This is a genomic window from Pelosinus sp. UFO1 (assembly GCF_000725345.1).
Classification (GTDB): domain Bacteria; phylum Bacillota; class Negativicutes; order DSM-13327; family DSM-13327; genus Pelosinus.
In genome coordinates this window covers 744433-760362 of the sequence record NZ_CP008852.1, presented here as the reverse complement: position 1 = coordinate 760362, position 15930 = coordinate 744433, and the positions used below count along the sequence as shown (strand labels likewise).

Annotated in this window: 13 protein-coding genes; 2 read left to right on the top strand and 11 right to left on the bottom strand. The window is 39.2% G+C overall.

All coding sequences use genetic code 11. From position 1 onward, the window contains the following. Window positions 1-146: 146 nt before the first annotated feature. The 4 genes from UFO1_RS03380 to UFO1_RS03365 all read right to left on the bottom strand — a co-directional run bounded on the left by UFO1_RS03380 (window position 147) and on the right by UFO1_RS03365 (window position 4629). Window positions 147-1160 (bottom strand): HNH endonuclease, encoded by a 1014-nt coding sequence (locus UFO1_RS03380; protein ID WP_038667943.1) that lies wholly within the window; start codon window positions 1158-1160, stop codon window positions 147-149. A gap of 4 nt (window positions 1161-1164) precedes the next feature. After that, window positions 1165-2493, bottom strand: coding sequence for an AAA family ATPase (locus UFO1_RS03375; protein ID WP_038667941.1), 1329 nt, complete (start codon window positions 2491-2493; stop codon window positions 1165-1167). A 122-nt stretch (window positions 2494-2615) separates the two neighbouring features. After that, window positions 2616-3581: a DUF4238 domain-containing protein gene (locus tag UFO1_RS03370; RefSeq protein WP_038667939.1), complete on the bottom strand. Its 966-nt coding sequence runs from the start codon at window positions 3579-3581 to the stop codon at window positions 2616-2618. 46 nt (window positions 3582-3627) lie between these two features. Further along, window positions 3628-4629 carry a helix-turn-helix domain-containing protein gene (locus UFO1_RS03365; RefSeq protein WP_038674874.1) on the bottom strand — a complete coding sequence of 334 codons (1002 nt, stop codon included), beginning with the start codon at window positions 4627-4629 and terminating at the stop codon, window positions 3628-3630. A 606-nt stretch (window positions 4630-5235) separates the two neighbouring features. On the opposite strand from UFO1_RS03365, the gene rsmH reads away from it, so the two are divergent. Beyond that, the gene (gene rsmH, locus UFO1_RS03360; protein WP_038667937.1) at window positions 5236-6300 is read left to right on the top strand and encodes a 16S rRNA (cytosine(1402)-N(4))-methyltransferase RsmH; all 1065 of its coding nucleotides are present in this window, start codon (window positions 5236-5238) and stop codon (window positions 6298-6300) included. A 47-nt stretch (window positions 6301-6347) separates the two neighbouring features. Here the strand turns inward: rsmH and UFO1_RS03355 are convergent, their stop codons facing one another. The 3 genes from UFO1_RS03355 to UFO1_RS03345 form a co-directional block, all read right to left on the bottom strand. Continuing rightward, on the bottom strand, window positions 6348-6917 hold the full coding sequence (locus UFO1_RS03355) for a cyclophilin-like fold protein (protein WP_051788801.1): 570 nt from the start codon (window positions 6915-6917) through the stop codon (window positions 6348-6350). 101 nt (window positions 6918-7018) lie between these two features. Further along, window positions 7019-7375 carry a MerR family transcriptional regulator gene (locus UFO1_RS03350; RefSeq protein ID WP_038667935.1) on the bottom strand — a complete coding sequence of 119 codons (357 nt, stop codon included), beginning with the start codon at window positions 7373-7375 and terminating at the stop codon, window positions 7019-7021. Window positions 7376-7433: 58 nt separating this feature from the next. Beyond that, window positions 7434-8606: an MFS transporter gene (locus UFO1_RS03345; RefSeq protein WP_038667933.1), complete on the bottom strand. Its 1173-nt coding sequence runs from the start codon at window positions 8604-8606 to the stop codon at window positions 7434-7436. A gap of 394 nt (window positions 8607-9000) precedes the next feature. On the opposite strand from UFO1_RS03345, the gene UFO1_RS03340 reads away from it, so the two are divergent. Next, window positions 9001-10071 carry an alpha/beta hydrolase gene (locus UFO1_RS03340; protein WP_038667931.1) on the top strand — a complete coding sequence of 357 codons (1071 nt, stop codon included), beginning with the start codon at window positions 9001-9003 and terminating at the stop codon, window positions 10069-10071. 407 nt (window positions 10072-10478) lie between these two features. On the opposite strand, the gene UFO1_RS03335 is transcribed toward UFO1_RS03340, so the two are convergent. The 4 genes from UFO1_RS03335 to UFO1_RS03320 form a co-directional block, all read right to left on the bottom strand. Beyond that, window positions 10479-11699: an NADH:flavin oxidoreductase gene (locus tag UFO1_RS03335; RefSeq protein ID WP_051788800.1), complete on the bottom strand. Its 1221-nt coding sequence runs from the start codon at window positions 11697-11699 to the stop codon at window positions 10479-10481. A gap of 46 nt (window positions 11700-11745) precedes the next feature. After that, complete coding sequence (locus tag UFO1_RS03330) at window positions 11746-12534, bottom strand: SDR family oxidoreductase (protein WP_038667930.1); 789 nt, start codon at window positions 12532-12534, stop codon at window positions 11746-11748. Window positions 12535-12663: 129 nt separating this feature from the next. Then, entirely contained in the window at window positions 12664-13242 is a 579-nt protein-coding gene (locus tag UFO1_RS03325; protein WP_038667928.1) for a TetR/AcrR family transcriptional regulator, read from the bottom strand. A gap of 222 nt (window positions 13243-13464) precedes the next feature. Then, window positions 13465-15801 carry an ATP-dependent DNA helicase gene (locus tag UFO1_RS03320; RefSeq protein WP_038667926.1) on the bottom strand — a complete coding sequence of 779 codons (2337 nt, stop codon included), beginning with the start codon at window positions 15799-15801 and terminating at the stop codon, window positions 13465-13467. Between the last annotated feature and the right edge of the window lie 129 nt (window positions 15802-15930).

Sequence of the window (15930 nt, the reverse complement as noted above, 5' to 3'; positions counted from 1 at the left end):
TGAGTGGATATCTGTCAAAAGACACGGCCCTGTTGCGCTAAGGGATAGGCTGTGTCTTTATTATAGTTTTTTGCCGTTACCAATGATACGTTTCACCGTATCATTGGTAACGGCAAATTTTTTTCGTCTTCTGAAAATAACATACTTTAAAGAGTCTCTTCAAATAATAAGTAGCTAGTAAACGCATCTAGATGAAGTGCTTTAAAATAATTACAAACCTCGAGATTTAATTTTGTATACTCTTTTCGCCGTACAAAATCATATAATATCGCCATGTAATCTGCAACTTCTTCATTTATAAGCAAAGGTATGTCATCCTTATTAGGAGTATTCTTAAACCGTTTAATAATTCTTTTCGTCAACAATTTGTGAGTAAAACTTACTTGATCCCATTCATTTTTATATGTATCTTTTAACTTAAAAACTTCGATAAAATTCTTTTCGGCATCTGTAGCACCATTTATATCAATAGTATGTAATTTATCATCAAACGAAAAAAAGACATGATCTGCTGTTTCGTCAAAAAAGGGATGTGTTATCGGAAGCTTAAAATCATCTCCCTTAACCAAAATATTATTACAAGAAACACATGATACAATCAAATTCTCCCAATATATTCCCAGCAAAGGAACTTGCGTTATTGGCAAAAAATGATCAGTGTTTGTTCGCCGAGAAGTAGTAATTTTACTAGCATCACAATACGGACAAACCTTCCTTTTCATCCCTACATCCTGCCTAAATTGCGACTTAGAGACAAATGGATCGTATTGATTATAAGTATGCCAGAAATATTCTTGGTCAATCAAGTAGTTATAAAAATACCTAAAAGCTTTTATAACCATCGTCTTAGTTTCAGCTTCTAATAATGGAGAGTTCATACTTCCATTCAGAATATCTTTGTAGCAAGTTGTACACATTACATATGCTTCTGATATGTTTTTAATATCCGGTGCACAGGATAATTGAGACATGATTCGTCTTAAGACTTCATATCTTTCTGCAAGACTTTTTAGCTTATCATTAATTTTTGTACTCTGTATTGTATCAAACTCTGTGCATTGAATATTAGGGTTAGCAATAGCCCAGTCCATTAAATCCTTTATGAAGTAATCGGTAAATCTATATATTTCATTGATTTTTGTTGTTTGTATCTTCCACATAGTTCTACTCCAATTTATCCCTAATTTTCAAAAATAGATTATATTTTTCAGTTGTGTTACTTAAATTACTATATAACTCTAAAGCAGTATCCCTTTTCTGCTCTCCTAGGAGCTGCGAAATTTTTTCCATTATACCGTTTGTAAATTCACTATTTATTTGGTTTAAGCCAAAAACGGCTTTCATAATATCTTCAGGATTTCCACCCAAAGTTTTCTCCGGAATGGGATATTGACTTATTATATTGTGACTGTCTCTCATCAATCCCACAATACATTCTACAGGAACATCTGCTGTGATTAGTGGAGAATGTGTAGCCAAAATAATATGAGCCTTAAAGCTACTGAAGATTTTTACCAAATGATAAATATATCGTTGCACCCACTTGGGGTGCAAATGTGTCTCAGGCTCATCAATCAAAACAAGTGAGTTATGAGTAATTTCTGAAATTAGAGGAAAAAACCTGAATAGCATTGTTAACTCCCCGGAACTCATACGTGATAGTGGTACAACAGAATTATCTTTACGTATCCAGACATCGCGTATTGGACAAAACCCTTGTGCTATAACATCAAGCATCAGCTCAAAAAGACACTCGTCAATATCGTCTATTGCGACAATATATCCAGCTCGATGAGGGAAATTGGATTTTTTTATTCTAATTCTCCGAGTTTTCTCTCGTAGTTTTTTTCGATTATTGTATTCTACGTGATACTCTTCATTTTCAAGTAACTTATCCTGATAGCGCGAACCTATTCCATAATTATCTGAATTTAAGGAAAACTCTAGATATTGAATATCTCCGTATCCAATTACCTCTAACATCTTTCTATATGCATTATATTGTTCATTATTTTTTTTCGTCTTATAAAAGGTTTCTAACAAAATCTGAATAACAGTAGTCAAACTAGATGAATTTATGCCATTTAGTGGTCCACCATAGACATAGCGGGAACCATCCTCTATTTTTGAATCTCTGTTAACTTTCCTCGGGGGGACAAACTGATCAAATACCGAGAAAGAAGAAACTATAACTTTATTAGGATACTCATTGATGCCCATGCTCTCTGGTATTCCATTTTCAAATTTGTAATCCTGATTATTAATAGTATAGTGAATTCTACAAGAATAGTTTTCTTCAGCGACGTTAAGTTGTGGGCATAGGGCAAGTGTTAACAACTTAAAGATTGATGTCTTCCCAGTTCCATTTTCTCCGACTAAAACAGAGATCTTTAAATCACCAAATAGATCCGCATTCGATTTAGGAATTCCAAAATTTAATGACAGGTTTCTAATTCCTCGATACTGATTGATGAATACGTGTTTAAGTTCCATTCTACCCCACCACCCCTTACTTATTTTCAAAAAATTACTGTCCGATAAAAATAAGGACACTGGGGACGTTCCCTTTCCTGCAACATAAAGTTGTCAAAAAAGGATCGTACCAACTGTCAGTTTTATGATATAATACCACGTTTGTTATCAACTACCTTTAGCATAGACCCAAGAAGTGTCCCCTTTCCACGAGGCATCCTGTATGTATTCATTTCAATGCGAAACGTAGCATTTTTCTTCACAAACTTGCTAATCCACTCGTGGTCATCGCGAAAAAATACTACACTCTCAGCACAACGAACAATTAGCCTGTTAATGCCAACCACTTCTTTACGACTTAACTTTCGAACGGCATAGCGAAAGTTTGAGAAAGAGAAGTCAGTGTGATCTCTGTCGATCGTGAGATTGGGACGTATTCTAATCGCGATCTTCGGAGAAAGAGGAACAATTCTATTGATAATACGAATATCTTCGGTCTCTTCAATTGCGATAGGAAAGTCACTTGTAAAGAAAGGGGTATCGTCAAAGGGGTTAATGAGAACGTCCCATATGCAATTCCCAAACGCCGCTGTCAGAGAGGATATCGAAGCAATGCCAATTGCCTGTGGATATTTGGGATCGATTGTTAGTTGCACCTTATCGCTGATCAATAACTCGGTTAGACTTTCACCACCGAGTTCAGATGGTGGAGGAATAGATATCCCCTGTGAGTCAATTATCCGCTCAGTCTCCTCAACAAAATTCTTTAGCGGTACTGACTGAATGCGCATACCTGCTGGTGAGCACGTGAGAACATATGCGACGAATCCAGCGATTACATATACACATTCTTGGTCGATGTTGTTAGTTGTTAACTTTTCGAGCGCTTTATTATACTTCGGCTCAATGCCTTTAAGAAACTTTTCGACTGCTCGTTGATCTTCTTGTAGGTACAAGTTCGTATTTCCTTCTTCAATTCTACACACTGATTCCGAGTTGGTTTTGAATGACTTTAGATCAGTCTTTCGGATAGCATACATTAAGACTTCAAGCTTCTGTGAGTAGAAATTTCTGAGATGGACTTGCGACACGTAATGGTCGAGCGGCATAATGTCCTCCTTTCCGTATGGCGATCTGACAATCGAAGTGCTGGGTTTACAATTCAATAAATAATTTAAGTTTATCCTCTGTAACAGCTACTTCACCGCTTTTCGTCGGACATCCTTCACAGAATATCTCATAACTGAATAGGAATACTGTAGTGTTGGGATTTACTTCGAATATGTACTGGTCACGATGAATTTCAATTGTCGAGTCGAGCACTGCAACCTCAAGCTTTGTTTGAGGGTATATGGTATCATTAACGCCACCAGAGAAAAGTTGTCCCTGATCACGAATTGACTCGTGGGACTGAACCTGAGGAAAGAGTACCCACCCTCCACTGTTTCCGTTAACCCCGAAACGAGATAATTCTAAGCGTTGGATAGGCTTTAGCCTTAGTGCAGGATACGTTGCAAGATACCGCCCTTTATTTTCGATACCTACTATAAGTTCTAACTTAAATTTGTCACCAACCTGCCTTTTTTGCAAACGATAGAAAATATGTAAATCTGGCTTTTGGCGTTTTCCAAACATATCTGCCAACTGATGGTGCTCTAACATATAGAAACTATCGCCTGACCTGGTATAGTAAATGTTCTCTCTACACATTGCACGATGGGGTAATCCATCTGTTTCGGGAACATATGTAACTACGAAACCTTCATCTCTGCTTTCATCATTATCGACAAAGATAATCTGATTTTGAATACCATTATTAACTGGCACTAACGCACTACCCGTTATACTGTTTAAGTCCGTTAAAAAGCGCTTAACATTCATTATTGGTTTAGATTCGCAAGCGACATCAGGAGAATGACTGCTCTCCTTTCGTGCCTTAATACCCCATACGACTACTCCACCGTTGGCATTTGAGAACCCAGAAAGAGCTTTGGCATAGTTCTTTTTATCGTCACCTGAGATACCTGGGCGCGTTGGGTCTGAGTTCTCCTTAAAGTCCAACCAAAGATGCTCTTCCTGCCCGTCACTTATAAACTGCATTATTCTTTGGTATTTTCCCTCAAGTATTTGTTTTAAAATATATTGAGCGTTATCCAAGTAATCACTCCCTTTATAAGGTTGCTCGCTAAAACCGGGTTTGACCCGAGTACTCAAGGGGACGGCTCCATCGGGTTATTCCCACAGCATTTTATTCTATAAGTTATAAAATTCCATAAAAAACAAAGAATCCCTGCTAAATCCAACAGGATTTGACAGGAATTCTCTCTATTCCACCATTGTAAATAATATGGTTCTCGTAAACGGACGGAAGTCAGTGGGGTCAGGCTTGAGTTGTTTAAAATTGACTTATTTGCACAAAAAAACTTGAAAAAGCTAAACGCGAATGTCAAGGGGACAGGTCCTTCGACATAGTGCCTTTCTTATCTAGAGCAAAGGGTCAATGTTATTATAAGCGAAGGTTAAGTATCACGGCGAAGCGTTAATAACATTGACCCTTCCCCTCCTTACAACAATAAAATCCCTTCTAAAAAGAGCATAAACCATATCTCCCAACGACAAAAAAGCCCCTATCCTCAACATTCCGAGGATAGGGGCTGTACTCATTTACCTATTCTACTGTTGCAGTTGCTTTAATAAATTGTACCTGCTATCATATATCTGTAACAAAAGTACAAAAATATATGATAAAAATGAGGGAATAGAATGGCCCCAGATCACACATTGGATGAGCAAGAGCCCAAACATCAGCGACGTGTTCGCTATAAAGGCACTCACCCTAAGAATTTTAAAGAAAAATATAAGGAACTGCAACCAGAGCAATATGCGGATGATGTGGCAAAAATTATCCAAAAGGGCAATACGCCTGCTGGTATGCATATTTCAATCTGCGTTAAAGAAATATTGGATTTCTTACAAATTACACCGGGACAAATAGGCTTAGACGCAACACTAGGTTATGGTGGTCATACCTTAGAGATGCTTAAATGTTTAAATTCAAAGGGGCGCTTGTATGCAACGGATGTAGATCCTCTTGAATTGCCGCGCACCAAAGAGCGTTTAGAGCGTTTGGGTTATGGTCCCGAAATTTTAGAGATCAAGCAAATGAACTTTTCCAAAATAGATCAAATCATTCCCGAATCAGGGCTATTTAATTTTGTCTTGGCAGACTTGGGTATTTCCTCTATGCAAATAGATAATCCTGAAAGAGGCTTTTCATTTAAGTATGAAGGACCATTGGACTTAAGGCTTAATCCGAAAGCGGGTTACTCTGCAGCAAGCCTTTTAAAGAAGATATCTCAAGATGAATTACAAGATATGCTGATAGAAAATGCTGACGAGCCTCATGCCGAGGTAATCGCTCGTGCTATTACTTCCAACATTAAAAAAGGAACTGTTATATCGACAACAACTGAGCTTCGAAATATCATCACAGATGCTCTGAAATATGTTCAAAAAGTCACCAAAGATGATATTAAAAAATCTTGTCAACGAACCTTCCAAGCATTGCGGATTGATGTCAATAAGGAATTTGATGTATTAGACGAATTTCTAGAAAAGCTTCCTAATGCTTTGGCACCGGGTGGGCGCGTTGCCATACTTTCCTTTCACTCCGGGGAAGATCGTCGCGTTAAAAAATCTTTTAGACAATTTTTTCGTGAAGGCGTTTATTGTGAAATAGCACCCGATCCTATTCGGGCATCAGCAGAAGAATGCCATATCAATAGCCGTGCCCGTTCTGCCAAATTGCGTTGGGCAATCAAATCATAAAGATAAAATTCTCTAACTGGATTTCGCCAAATGCGGAATCCAGTTTTTCATTTGCTAACTTCGAATGTCACTTGCACATTCCCCTGCCCCAAAGCCTCTGTAAGTCCGGAAACGTCTTCTATAAACCCGAGCTTAACGTATCCTCCATACGAATTGGCATACGTATTATAGAATAGCACCAAGGAATTAGAAGACCAACACATAATCTCGCCTGCATGGATTGTTGCAGGCGTCTCTGTCGATTGGGCAGGCAAATTCTCCACCAGATGGTAATATTTCTCCTTGCCATTCAGTTCACTCATATTGACAGTCATCGGTAACTTTGAAACTAAAGCCTGTGCTGTTTCGTTATCATAAAACTTCGCAGTGAATACTTTATTACCTACTGTAATCTTCGCGTTTCTCATTTTCTCACCTTCAACACCGCTAGTCTTCTTGCTCCCTTTGCTTTCCTTAGATGACTCAGAATTTAGCATTGTTGAACCCGAATTGGCGAAAATTGAACTGCCTGCTGCTGTTTCTCCAGAGATCTTAGCAGCGCTGCAAGCAGTCAGGGAGAACATTAAAAGCACAGACAGCAGCAAAAGAAAGATTTTTTTTGAGCCCTTTATTTTCATCTAAATCTCCCTCCCGATTTATCTGAACGATTTCTATAGAACTTGTCTCAGTCACCCCAGGTTTCTTTGGCGATGAAGATTGACTAGGTTGTTGCCGCATATCAAGATTTCTCAAGATCATCATAGTTTTCAATTTTTGAGGCCAATCGTTTCCTTGTTGCCTGCAAATTTGCAATACGTTCATCTAAACGGTTTAATTCTGCCAGTAAAAGTTCCTTCCTTATCTCCTTTGTTTTACTTCCCTGCTGATAAAGTTGGACATATTCAACAAGGACTTCTACTGGAACACCCGTTTTCCGCATGCAGTGAATAAATTCAATCCATCCACAGCTGTAATCGTCATAGTCGCGAATCCCATTTGGTTTACGCGGAACCGGTGGGATCAAACCAACTCGTTCGTAGTAGCGCAATGCGTCTTGTGTCATACCATATTTTTCACTGACCTCTGAAATTATCATTTGATTCACTCCTTAGTTCTCCATTGTTTTACCTTAATTCGTTCCCGTTTCAACCATATCACTCATAACAGAACTTGGTTTTCCCGGGCTGCATGTAAATTCTTATAAAAATGAATACGATACTTAACAGCGAAAATAACAGTCCCCCAAGCACAACGTACTTTATACCGAGGCCGGATATAAAGTAGCCACATACCGTTGTTCCCATGGTCGTTCCTAGGTTAGCTGCTGTTAAAAATAATCCATTCGCAAAATCAGGTGCTTCCGGAGCTGCAGTGGAAATCCAATATTGGTTAATATTGCCCCCTATGCCGCCTAAAGTTCCCAATGCCAAAGTAAGCAAAGCCATAGGCACCGTAAACTGCCCAGTCACGAATAATATAACATAAACTGCTCCTATTACAAACGGAAAAGCAACTACCGTTTTCAGCGCATTTTTCGTAAGCAGTCTTCCAGCGATAATGCTGCCTAGAATATTTGCCAAACCATACACCAGCAATACGAGGCTTATTGTATGCAAGGAAAACTTTGTAATCCTTTCTAGATATTCTGCCAGATAGCTGAACACTCCAAATACTGCACCATTCATTAAGACAACAGCAATAATGGAAATCCAGGTCGTTGTTTTCTTTAAGACGCTTACCTGTGCTCCATAAGAAATCCTTGCCTTTACCGGCATGGATGGTACAAAGAAAATTGTAGCAACAAATGCTATCACGTTTACGACAGCGAAAAACACCATTGCCATTTCCAGTGAAGCTGCCCCGGCAATAAAGTTGCTGACTGGTACGCCAATAACCATCCCTGCCGATACTCCGACAAACACCTTTGCAACAGCCTTAGGAGCTTCCTCCTGACTGGTCGACGCAGCCGCTACGGTAAACGCCAGAGAACAATAAATCGGATGGAAAAAGGCCGGAATCACACGGGCAATCAGAGCAATCGTAAAGTTTGTCGCAAAGATCGAAACAATGTTGCCGGCAATAAAAACCCCCAATACCAGCAGCATGACCTTCTTACGATCAATCCCAGAAAACAAGAGCGGCATCGTCGGGCCGGATATGGCGACCACCAGCGCAAAGAGACTAACGAGCAGTCCCGCCTGGGATATACTTACATGGAACCGCTCCGCCATAAAAGGCAATACGCCGATCATCCCCATTTCCGTATTTAAAATGCCAAAAACGCCTATGGTTAATATAAAAATAAGTAAATTAGTTTTTTTAATCACAAAATACCCCCTCTTTCAATCATTATGAATCAAATGGACTGCCTCTCATTCTTTCAAGTCTTTCCTCAATATTTTTCGTTATACTCTAAGGCTATCACCTTGTCTTAACTCCAGGTCAAGTTTTTTTATTTTTTTGAGTGAAAGCAATTGCCACTCTCTTTATAACTTAGTAACAAAAAATTTTTGTTAAATCTATTGACTTGGTGTTAACACCAGATGATACGTTTTAACTGTTAATAGAAAAACCGTTAGCAAAAATATGGTATTAGACATGTTATCCATTCTTTAACTTGTCTAGAGAGGGGGAATAAGGAATTCCAGCAACATATATTTTGTAAAATTTATAAACATGAACAGAGTAATGAAATCAGAAAAATATTGAAAGGGGTTTAAAATGAAAAAAAAATCGATTATCACACGTGGCCTTCACCTACTTACAGCAATGGTACTGGGCTTGGTTTTATCCACGACGGGCGCTGGTGTTGCATCCGCAGCAGACATGTCCAATGGAGCAGACAACTTTTACAAGAGCGACAAGGTAACCATGCAGAAGGTTACATTTAAAAATCAATACAACATGAAGGTTGTAGGTAATCTTTTTATTCCCAAAGGTTTGAATCAAAACACCAAAAATCCCGCGATCATTGTCGGACATCCTATGGGCGCAGTAAAAGAACAAAGTGCGAATCTGTATGCCACAAAAATGGCTGAACAGGGATTCGTTACTTTGTCCTTGGATTTGTCTTTCTGGGGAGAGAGTGAGGGTCAACCTCGCAACGCTGTTTCGCCGGATATCTATGCCGAGGATTTCAGTGCCGCGGTGGATTTTCTGGGCACCCGGTCGTTTGTTGACAGGGATCGGATTGGTGTTATCGGGATTTGTGGCAGCGGGAGCTTTGCCATCAGCGCAGCCAAGATCGACCCGCGCATGAAAGCCATTGCGACAGTCAGCATGTACGACATGGGTGCCGCCAACCGTAACGGACTCAGGCATTCCGCGACCCTCGAACAGAGAAAAGAGACTCTTGAAGGCGCAGCAGAACAACGCTATGTAGAGTTTTCAGGTGGCAAAACAAAATACACCAGTGGTACTGTAGACGAATTGGATGAAAATTCACCTCCAATTGCACGTGAATTTTATGATTTCTATCGTACTCCAAGAGGTGAATTCACTCCCAAAGGCCAGTCACCAAAACTTACAACGCACCCAACGCTCACCAGTAACGTTAAGTTTCTGAATTTTTACCCGTTCAATGACATAGAGACGATCTCTCCTCGTCCTATGCTTTTCATCGCAGGTGAAAACTCTCATTCCATAGAGTTCAGCGAAGACGCCTACAAGCTGGCGGCCGAACCGAAGGAACTCTACATTGTTCCGGGCGCAGGTCATGTGGATCTGTACGACCGGGTGAATTATATCCCCTTTGACAAGCTCACATCCTTCTTTTCCAAGTATTTGAAATAGGATGGATACGAAAAAACATTTGCCGCCACGATTGCGCTACTTGAAGTGCTGCAGTTGCGTTCACGTGAGTCTACACTAGTATACCCTTACGCATAGACATCTACCTCTGAATGAAATACATCCAAATAGTCCAAAACATACTTATAACAAATGCCCGTTGTCTATCTGACAACGGGCATTAATATTGTGTTCTCTGTTTATTGGCTCTCTATTTAAGTTGCTGATGTTTTCTAGCCACGTTCAGGAAAGTTTTATTACTCTACTGTTAATGACTTCACTAAAAAACCACGTCCCCCGTCTGCTTCAGTCGCAACCTAAAAAAACGGAGACAGGGATTCGTTCCAAAATTTTTACTCAAAAGTTCACGACGGAGTTTCCTATATGAAAAATCAATTATCTAGTAAATGCTAAGCCTTGCTTACTGGAAGCTTTCCATAATAGCATTTAAGCGGTCCTTTTTCCAAGCCGACTATACAGAAATTGCATTGTATGCATTTTGATTGTGTCTGTTTTCCTATTCTGAATTTATTTACTAAATCTGATTCGATTATAAATGGCCTTGACATGGAAACCATATCACATTTATCATTGTTAATTACGTCTTCTATTTCTTCTAAATTAGTTATTCCTCCTACTACAATAATTGGAATATTTACAGCTTCCCTGATTGACATGGCTGCTTCCAAATTATATAAGTTTTTCGGCTGAGGTTGTGGTACCATTTTTCTTGCTACTATACCAACGAAATTTTTCATAAATTCCGGCATTTTATTTAACTTCTGATTTTGAGCTATCATCATTTTCCAAGGCACCTGCCCGCGCATTGTCGCCAGCCCAGCTTTTATTGTTCCATTTGAAACTTCAATTCCGTCACATCCCACCTGCTCTAGCAGTTTAGCAATTTTTACAGACTCTGCAACGGTCATACCATTTTTTAATGTTTCATATCCATTCATTTTTACAATGATTGGGTAACTTAGAACTTCCTCCCTAGCCTTTTCAAATATCATTTTAAGAATTCTAAATCTGTTTTCTGTGCTTCCTCCCCATTCATCTTTTCGCCTGTTCATTCTGGGTGATACAAATTCTGAAAGTAAATATCCATGCGCCACATGAATTTGTACACCATCAAAACCTGCTTCTTTGGCATTTTTTATTCCTTGAACGAACGCTTCTATTACTTCTAAAATTTCAGTTTTAGTCATTTCTTTTGCTTTATAGTCAGATATTTTAGAAGGTGCAACAACTGGCATATGGCTACTTTCTTCTTTTGACTGACCGCCACAATGATTAAGCTGTGCTATAATAGGGGTTCCCATTTCATGCATTCTCTTCGTTAATTCTTTGAAGGCCTCAATATTTTCAGCTTTATCAATCATGGGCGTATTATCTGAAGCCTTTCCTTGCTGACCCACTCCAATAAAGCCAGTAATAATTCCACCAACACCGCCTTTAGCTAATGCCTCGTACTTTTTAAGTAATTGCTCTGTAGGCTTGCCACTCTCATCACTCACTCCTTCAAAAGTTGCCGATCTAATAATTCGGTTAGGAAATGTTATACCTGCCAATGTAAATGGCTCAAATACTTTATTTCCTGTTAATTTTGTTTGGTCAAATAATGTTTTCATTAAATTTGCTCCTTCGCATATTTTTTTGCTTTCACTATTACAGGCATCAATTACGCTTGATTTTAGTCAGCATTTTATCAACGGGTTTGCTAAGCTGCTTTAACATAAACTGAGGTGCAACCCGACTCATGAACTTCAGCGTACTGCTAAAGCCCGGCATGATCTCAAAGCGATCCTGTTCCAACCCCTTGATTGTGACCCTAACCATCTCACCAGCATCCATTGCCGTTATGCCTTTGAAATCGTCGGCATCAAAATCTTTTCCAATTAATGAGGTCTGAGTAACTGGAGGTGCTAATTCAAACACTCTAATATTCGTATTCTTTAGCTGGATTCGCAGTGATTGTGTAAATGAGTGAATACCGGCTTTCGTCGCACAATAAATTGGCGATATCGGATAAGGAACAAATGCAAGTGCGGATGAGACATTCATAATCGCAGCGTATTTCTTCGTCTTTAAATGCGATAAGAATTGTTTCACCATGCGGATCGAACCGTTGAGGTTAATTTCAATCTCCTGAGTGATATCCTCTAAATCAACCTCTTCAGCCTGAAAGTTCAATTTACGCATAATCCCAGCGTTATTGATCAGAAAGTTCAATTTTGGAAATTGACTGATTACTTTTTCAAAAAGGTCAGAAATTGCCTTTGGATCGCTTACATCACACTGAAATGTGTGAACGTTTGGTAGTTTCTTTTTGGCTAATTCTAGTTTGGACTGATCCCGCCCGGTAATAATTACAGTGTTCCCAAGCTTAAGGAGCTGAGTAGCAAGCTCGAGTCCAATCCCAGATGTTCCTCCTGTTATGAGAATTGTGTTGGAATCCATTTTCATAAAAATAAATCCTTTCCTATAAATGATTTATATAGTGGCTTTACTTACTTTATTGTGCAACAAGATTTTCAAAGAGCGTAAAGCATGTGTTTTTTTGAGAACGATCGTTCTAATTGATGTAAAAAAAATTCATTTGTTCAATATTGCTAAGGAAAAATCCGCTATACGATGTAACTTTTCTTTGCTAGCTGAGGTTCTTGCAAGTACCCGAAGCCCAAGCAAAGTATTATGCAAGCTTTCTGCCACAACTTCAGCTTCAAGATCACATAAAAATTCACCTGTTTGCTGTCCTTTGCGAATAAGTTCCGCAAGAAAATGCTCTGCTTGCATAAATGCTTCTTTCGTCTTTTCTTCTACCTCCTTATCTCGGGAAGCCAACTCAGTTGCTGCGTTTACAAATAGGCAACCCAATAGTCTATCCCCGCTTCCTTCGATCGTAAAGTCAAAGATACACTGTATAGCTTGTTTTGCCGTTTCTGCGCGTAAGATTTCAGATGTTAGTCTGGCTTTTATAAATTCTCCGTAGCAGTCTATTGTTTTTAAAAATAATGTATGTTTATCACCGAAGGTATCATATAAACTTCTACGATGGATTCCCATATGCTCTACCAGGTCGCTCAAAGATGTCTTTTCATAGCCTTGTTTCCGAAATAATTCCATGGCTTTCTGGAGAACTACACTTTCCTCAAATTCTTTGCTTCGTCCCATTACATCCCCTCCTGTTAATAGTAATAATAATCTTTTGAGAACGATCGGTCAAGAATTATTTTTATATTCCGCCTCACAAGCGACTGCTATATTTTGTGTAGACAGTATATGTGATTGGCACATATATTCTTCAAAACATAATCCTTATCACATTTTTTCAATCGAATCAACGGAACGTCCCCTTATCTAGACCTGTACCTCTTTATTCGAAGTGTGAATCCTTTACTTATCCCAAAATTCTTGAATCAATGCATTGAGCTTACTGCCGTTTCGCACTTCCCTAGGATAACGCCAGTGTGCCGGAAATAGCTTTTTATAATAGTAATTGGAAAACCTTGCATCAATCAAAAGTACTACGCCTTTATCGTCTTCTGAACGAATTACGCGCCCAGCTGCTTGTAACACTTTATTCATACCTGGATACATATAGGCATATTCATATCCCAGTTGGTTTTTCTTTTTAAAATGTTCCATTATAAGGTTGCGCTCTATACATATCTGAGGAAGTCCTACTCCTATAATGACAGTCCCCAACAGTTTATCCCCTTTGAGGTCAATGCCTTCGGAAAAAATTCCCCCTAACACACAGAAGCCAACTAACATGCGATTACGATTCGGCTGGAACCGATCTAAAAAACTTTCCCGCTCCTCTTCAGACATGATATTGGTTTGCACTATAGTCTCAGTATCAGGATGCAACTGTGAAAAGACATGATGCACTTCCTGCATGTAGTGATAGGATGGGAAAAAGATTAGATAATTCCCGGTTTTCTGCTGGATAGCCAAATGAATATATTGAGCAATTTCATCATAACTACTTTCGCGATTTTTGAACTTTGTAGATATCTGATCGGCTACCAATAAACATAAGTTCTCGGTCTTAAAAGGCGATGGGAAGGCAATTTTTGCATCCATTGCCTCACCACCTAAAATTTCACAAAAATAATCCAAGGGAGCCAGGGTTGCCGAGAAAAATACGCTGGACTTGCCCCTTTTAACAGCTTCCCCTAACAACTTGGATGGGTCAAGGCAAAACAGTTTCAGCGTAACCTCTGATGAGGATTTTTCTACGTACGTAATATAGTGATCATCATAGAACTCTACCATTTTCAAAAATATGAGTACATTAAAATAGAGTTCCAATAATGCATCATAACCCTCTGTTTTACTATTGTCAGTTAATAAAGCAGGCGCTTTGTTAACAAACGTCCAAAGCAAGGGATAGACTTCCTCCGGTTGATGTAATTGTGTATAATACCCCTCTTCACTGCACTCCTTTCTCATTCCCAGCATAACCGTATTGATTTTACCCAGGGTCTTGCCAATACTATGGCCTTTATAGATGTTCTTTAACTTCAAGAAAGAGCTTTTTGTTAGTTCTGCGGAAAACATCTCTCTTGCTCGATCCACCAAATTATGCGCTTCATCAATTAGAAAGGTATAATCACCCTGACTCGTCTGAAAAAAACGTTTTAAATACACTCTGGGATCAAAAACATAATTGTAATCACAAATAATGCAGTCGGCCCACATGGATAAGTCCAAGGAAAGCTCAAATGGACACACCATATACTTTCGCGAATAGGCTTCTATCACTTCCCGTGTAAATGCCCTCTCCTTCACAAATAAATCGATAATGGCATCATTTACTCGATCAAAATGCCCCTTGGCATATTCGCAATGGTCCGGGTTGCAGATGGCCTTTTCCTTAAAACAGATTTTATCTTTCGCAGTAATCGTAATCGATTTAAAGGCCAAGCCACATCCCCGCATGGCGTTTACTGCTTCCTCAGCCACTTGACGAGTAATGGTTTTGGCCGTCAAATAAAAAATCTTGCTCGTTTTATTCTCTCCTATAGCCTTGACGGCCGGAAACAAGGTAGAAATGGTTTTCCCAATCCCGGTGGGTGCTTGTATAAACATTTTTTTGTTATCCGAAATGGTTTTATATACGGTCACCGCTAATTCACGCTGGCCTTGGCGGTAAGTTGCAAAAGGAAATTTCAGCTTTTTTATGGATGAATCTCGTAACATATTCCATTCCTTGAGATGTTTTGCCCATACTAAATAGGAATCCAACAATCCGTAAAAGAAAGTTTGCAGCTCCTGCATAGTAACGGTTTCTCTTAGTCTTTTTATTTCATCCGTATCAATATTGTAATACGTCAATTGAATTTCCAGCTGCTCTACATTATTTTGCTCACCATAAATGAGTCCATAGCATTTCGCCTGAGCCCAATGCAGGGGATTAAAATTCTCATCGATCCGTTCCAAAGGAACAGCCGTTGTTTTGATTTCATCGATCACCACCTGCTGATCCTCGATAATGATCCCGTCCGCACGGCCTTCTATAAGGAATAAAAACTCTTTGTATCTAATTTCATATTTCAATTGGGCTTCTGCCAAATACTTGTCGCCACCAGCCTTTTGAAGCTTTTGGTGTATTTTGGTTCCTTCTACCGCTCTGCTAGTACCCACAAAGCGAGTATCAATATCACCCGAACGCAAGGTATACTCAACTAAGTTTTTTACTGATAAATGAACTACATCCGGTGTCATGTAATTTGGCACCTCACTTCCTGTCCCAAGTTTAAACCTTTAAAGTGTAAAATCCAATTTTAAAAGTGCTATCCACTAATTCCACGCCAATCAGCCTATCCCTTTAAATGTTGTAAGGCAAAATAACCC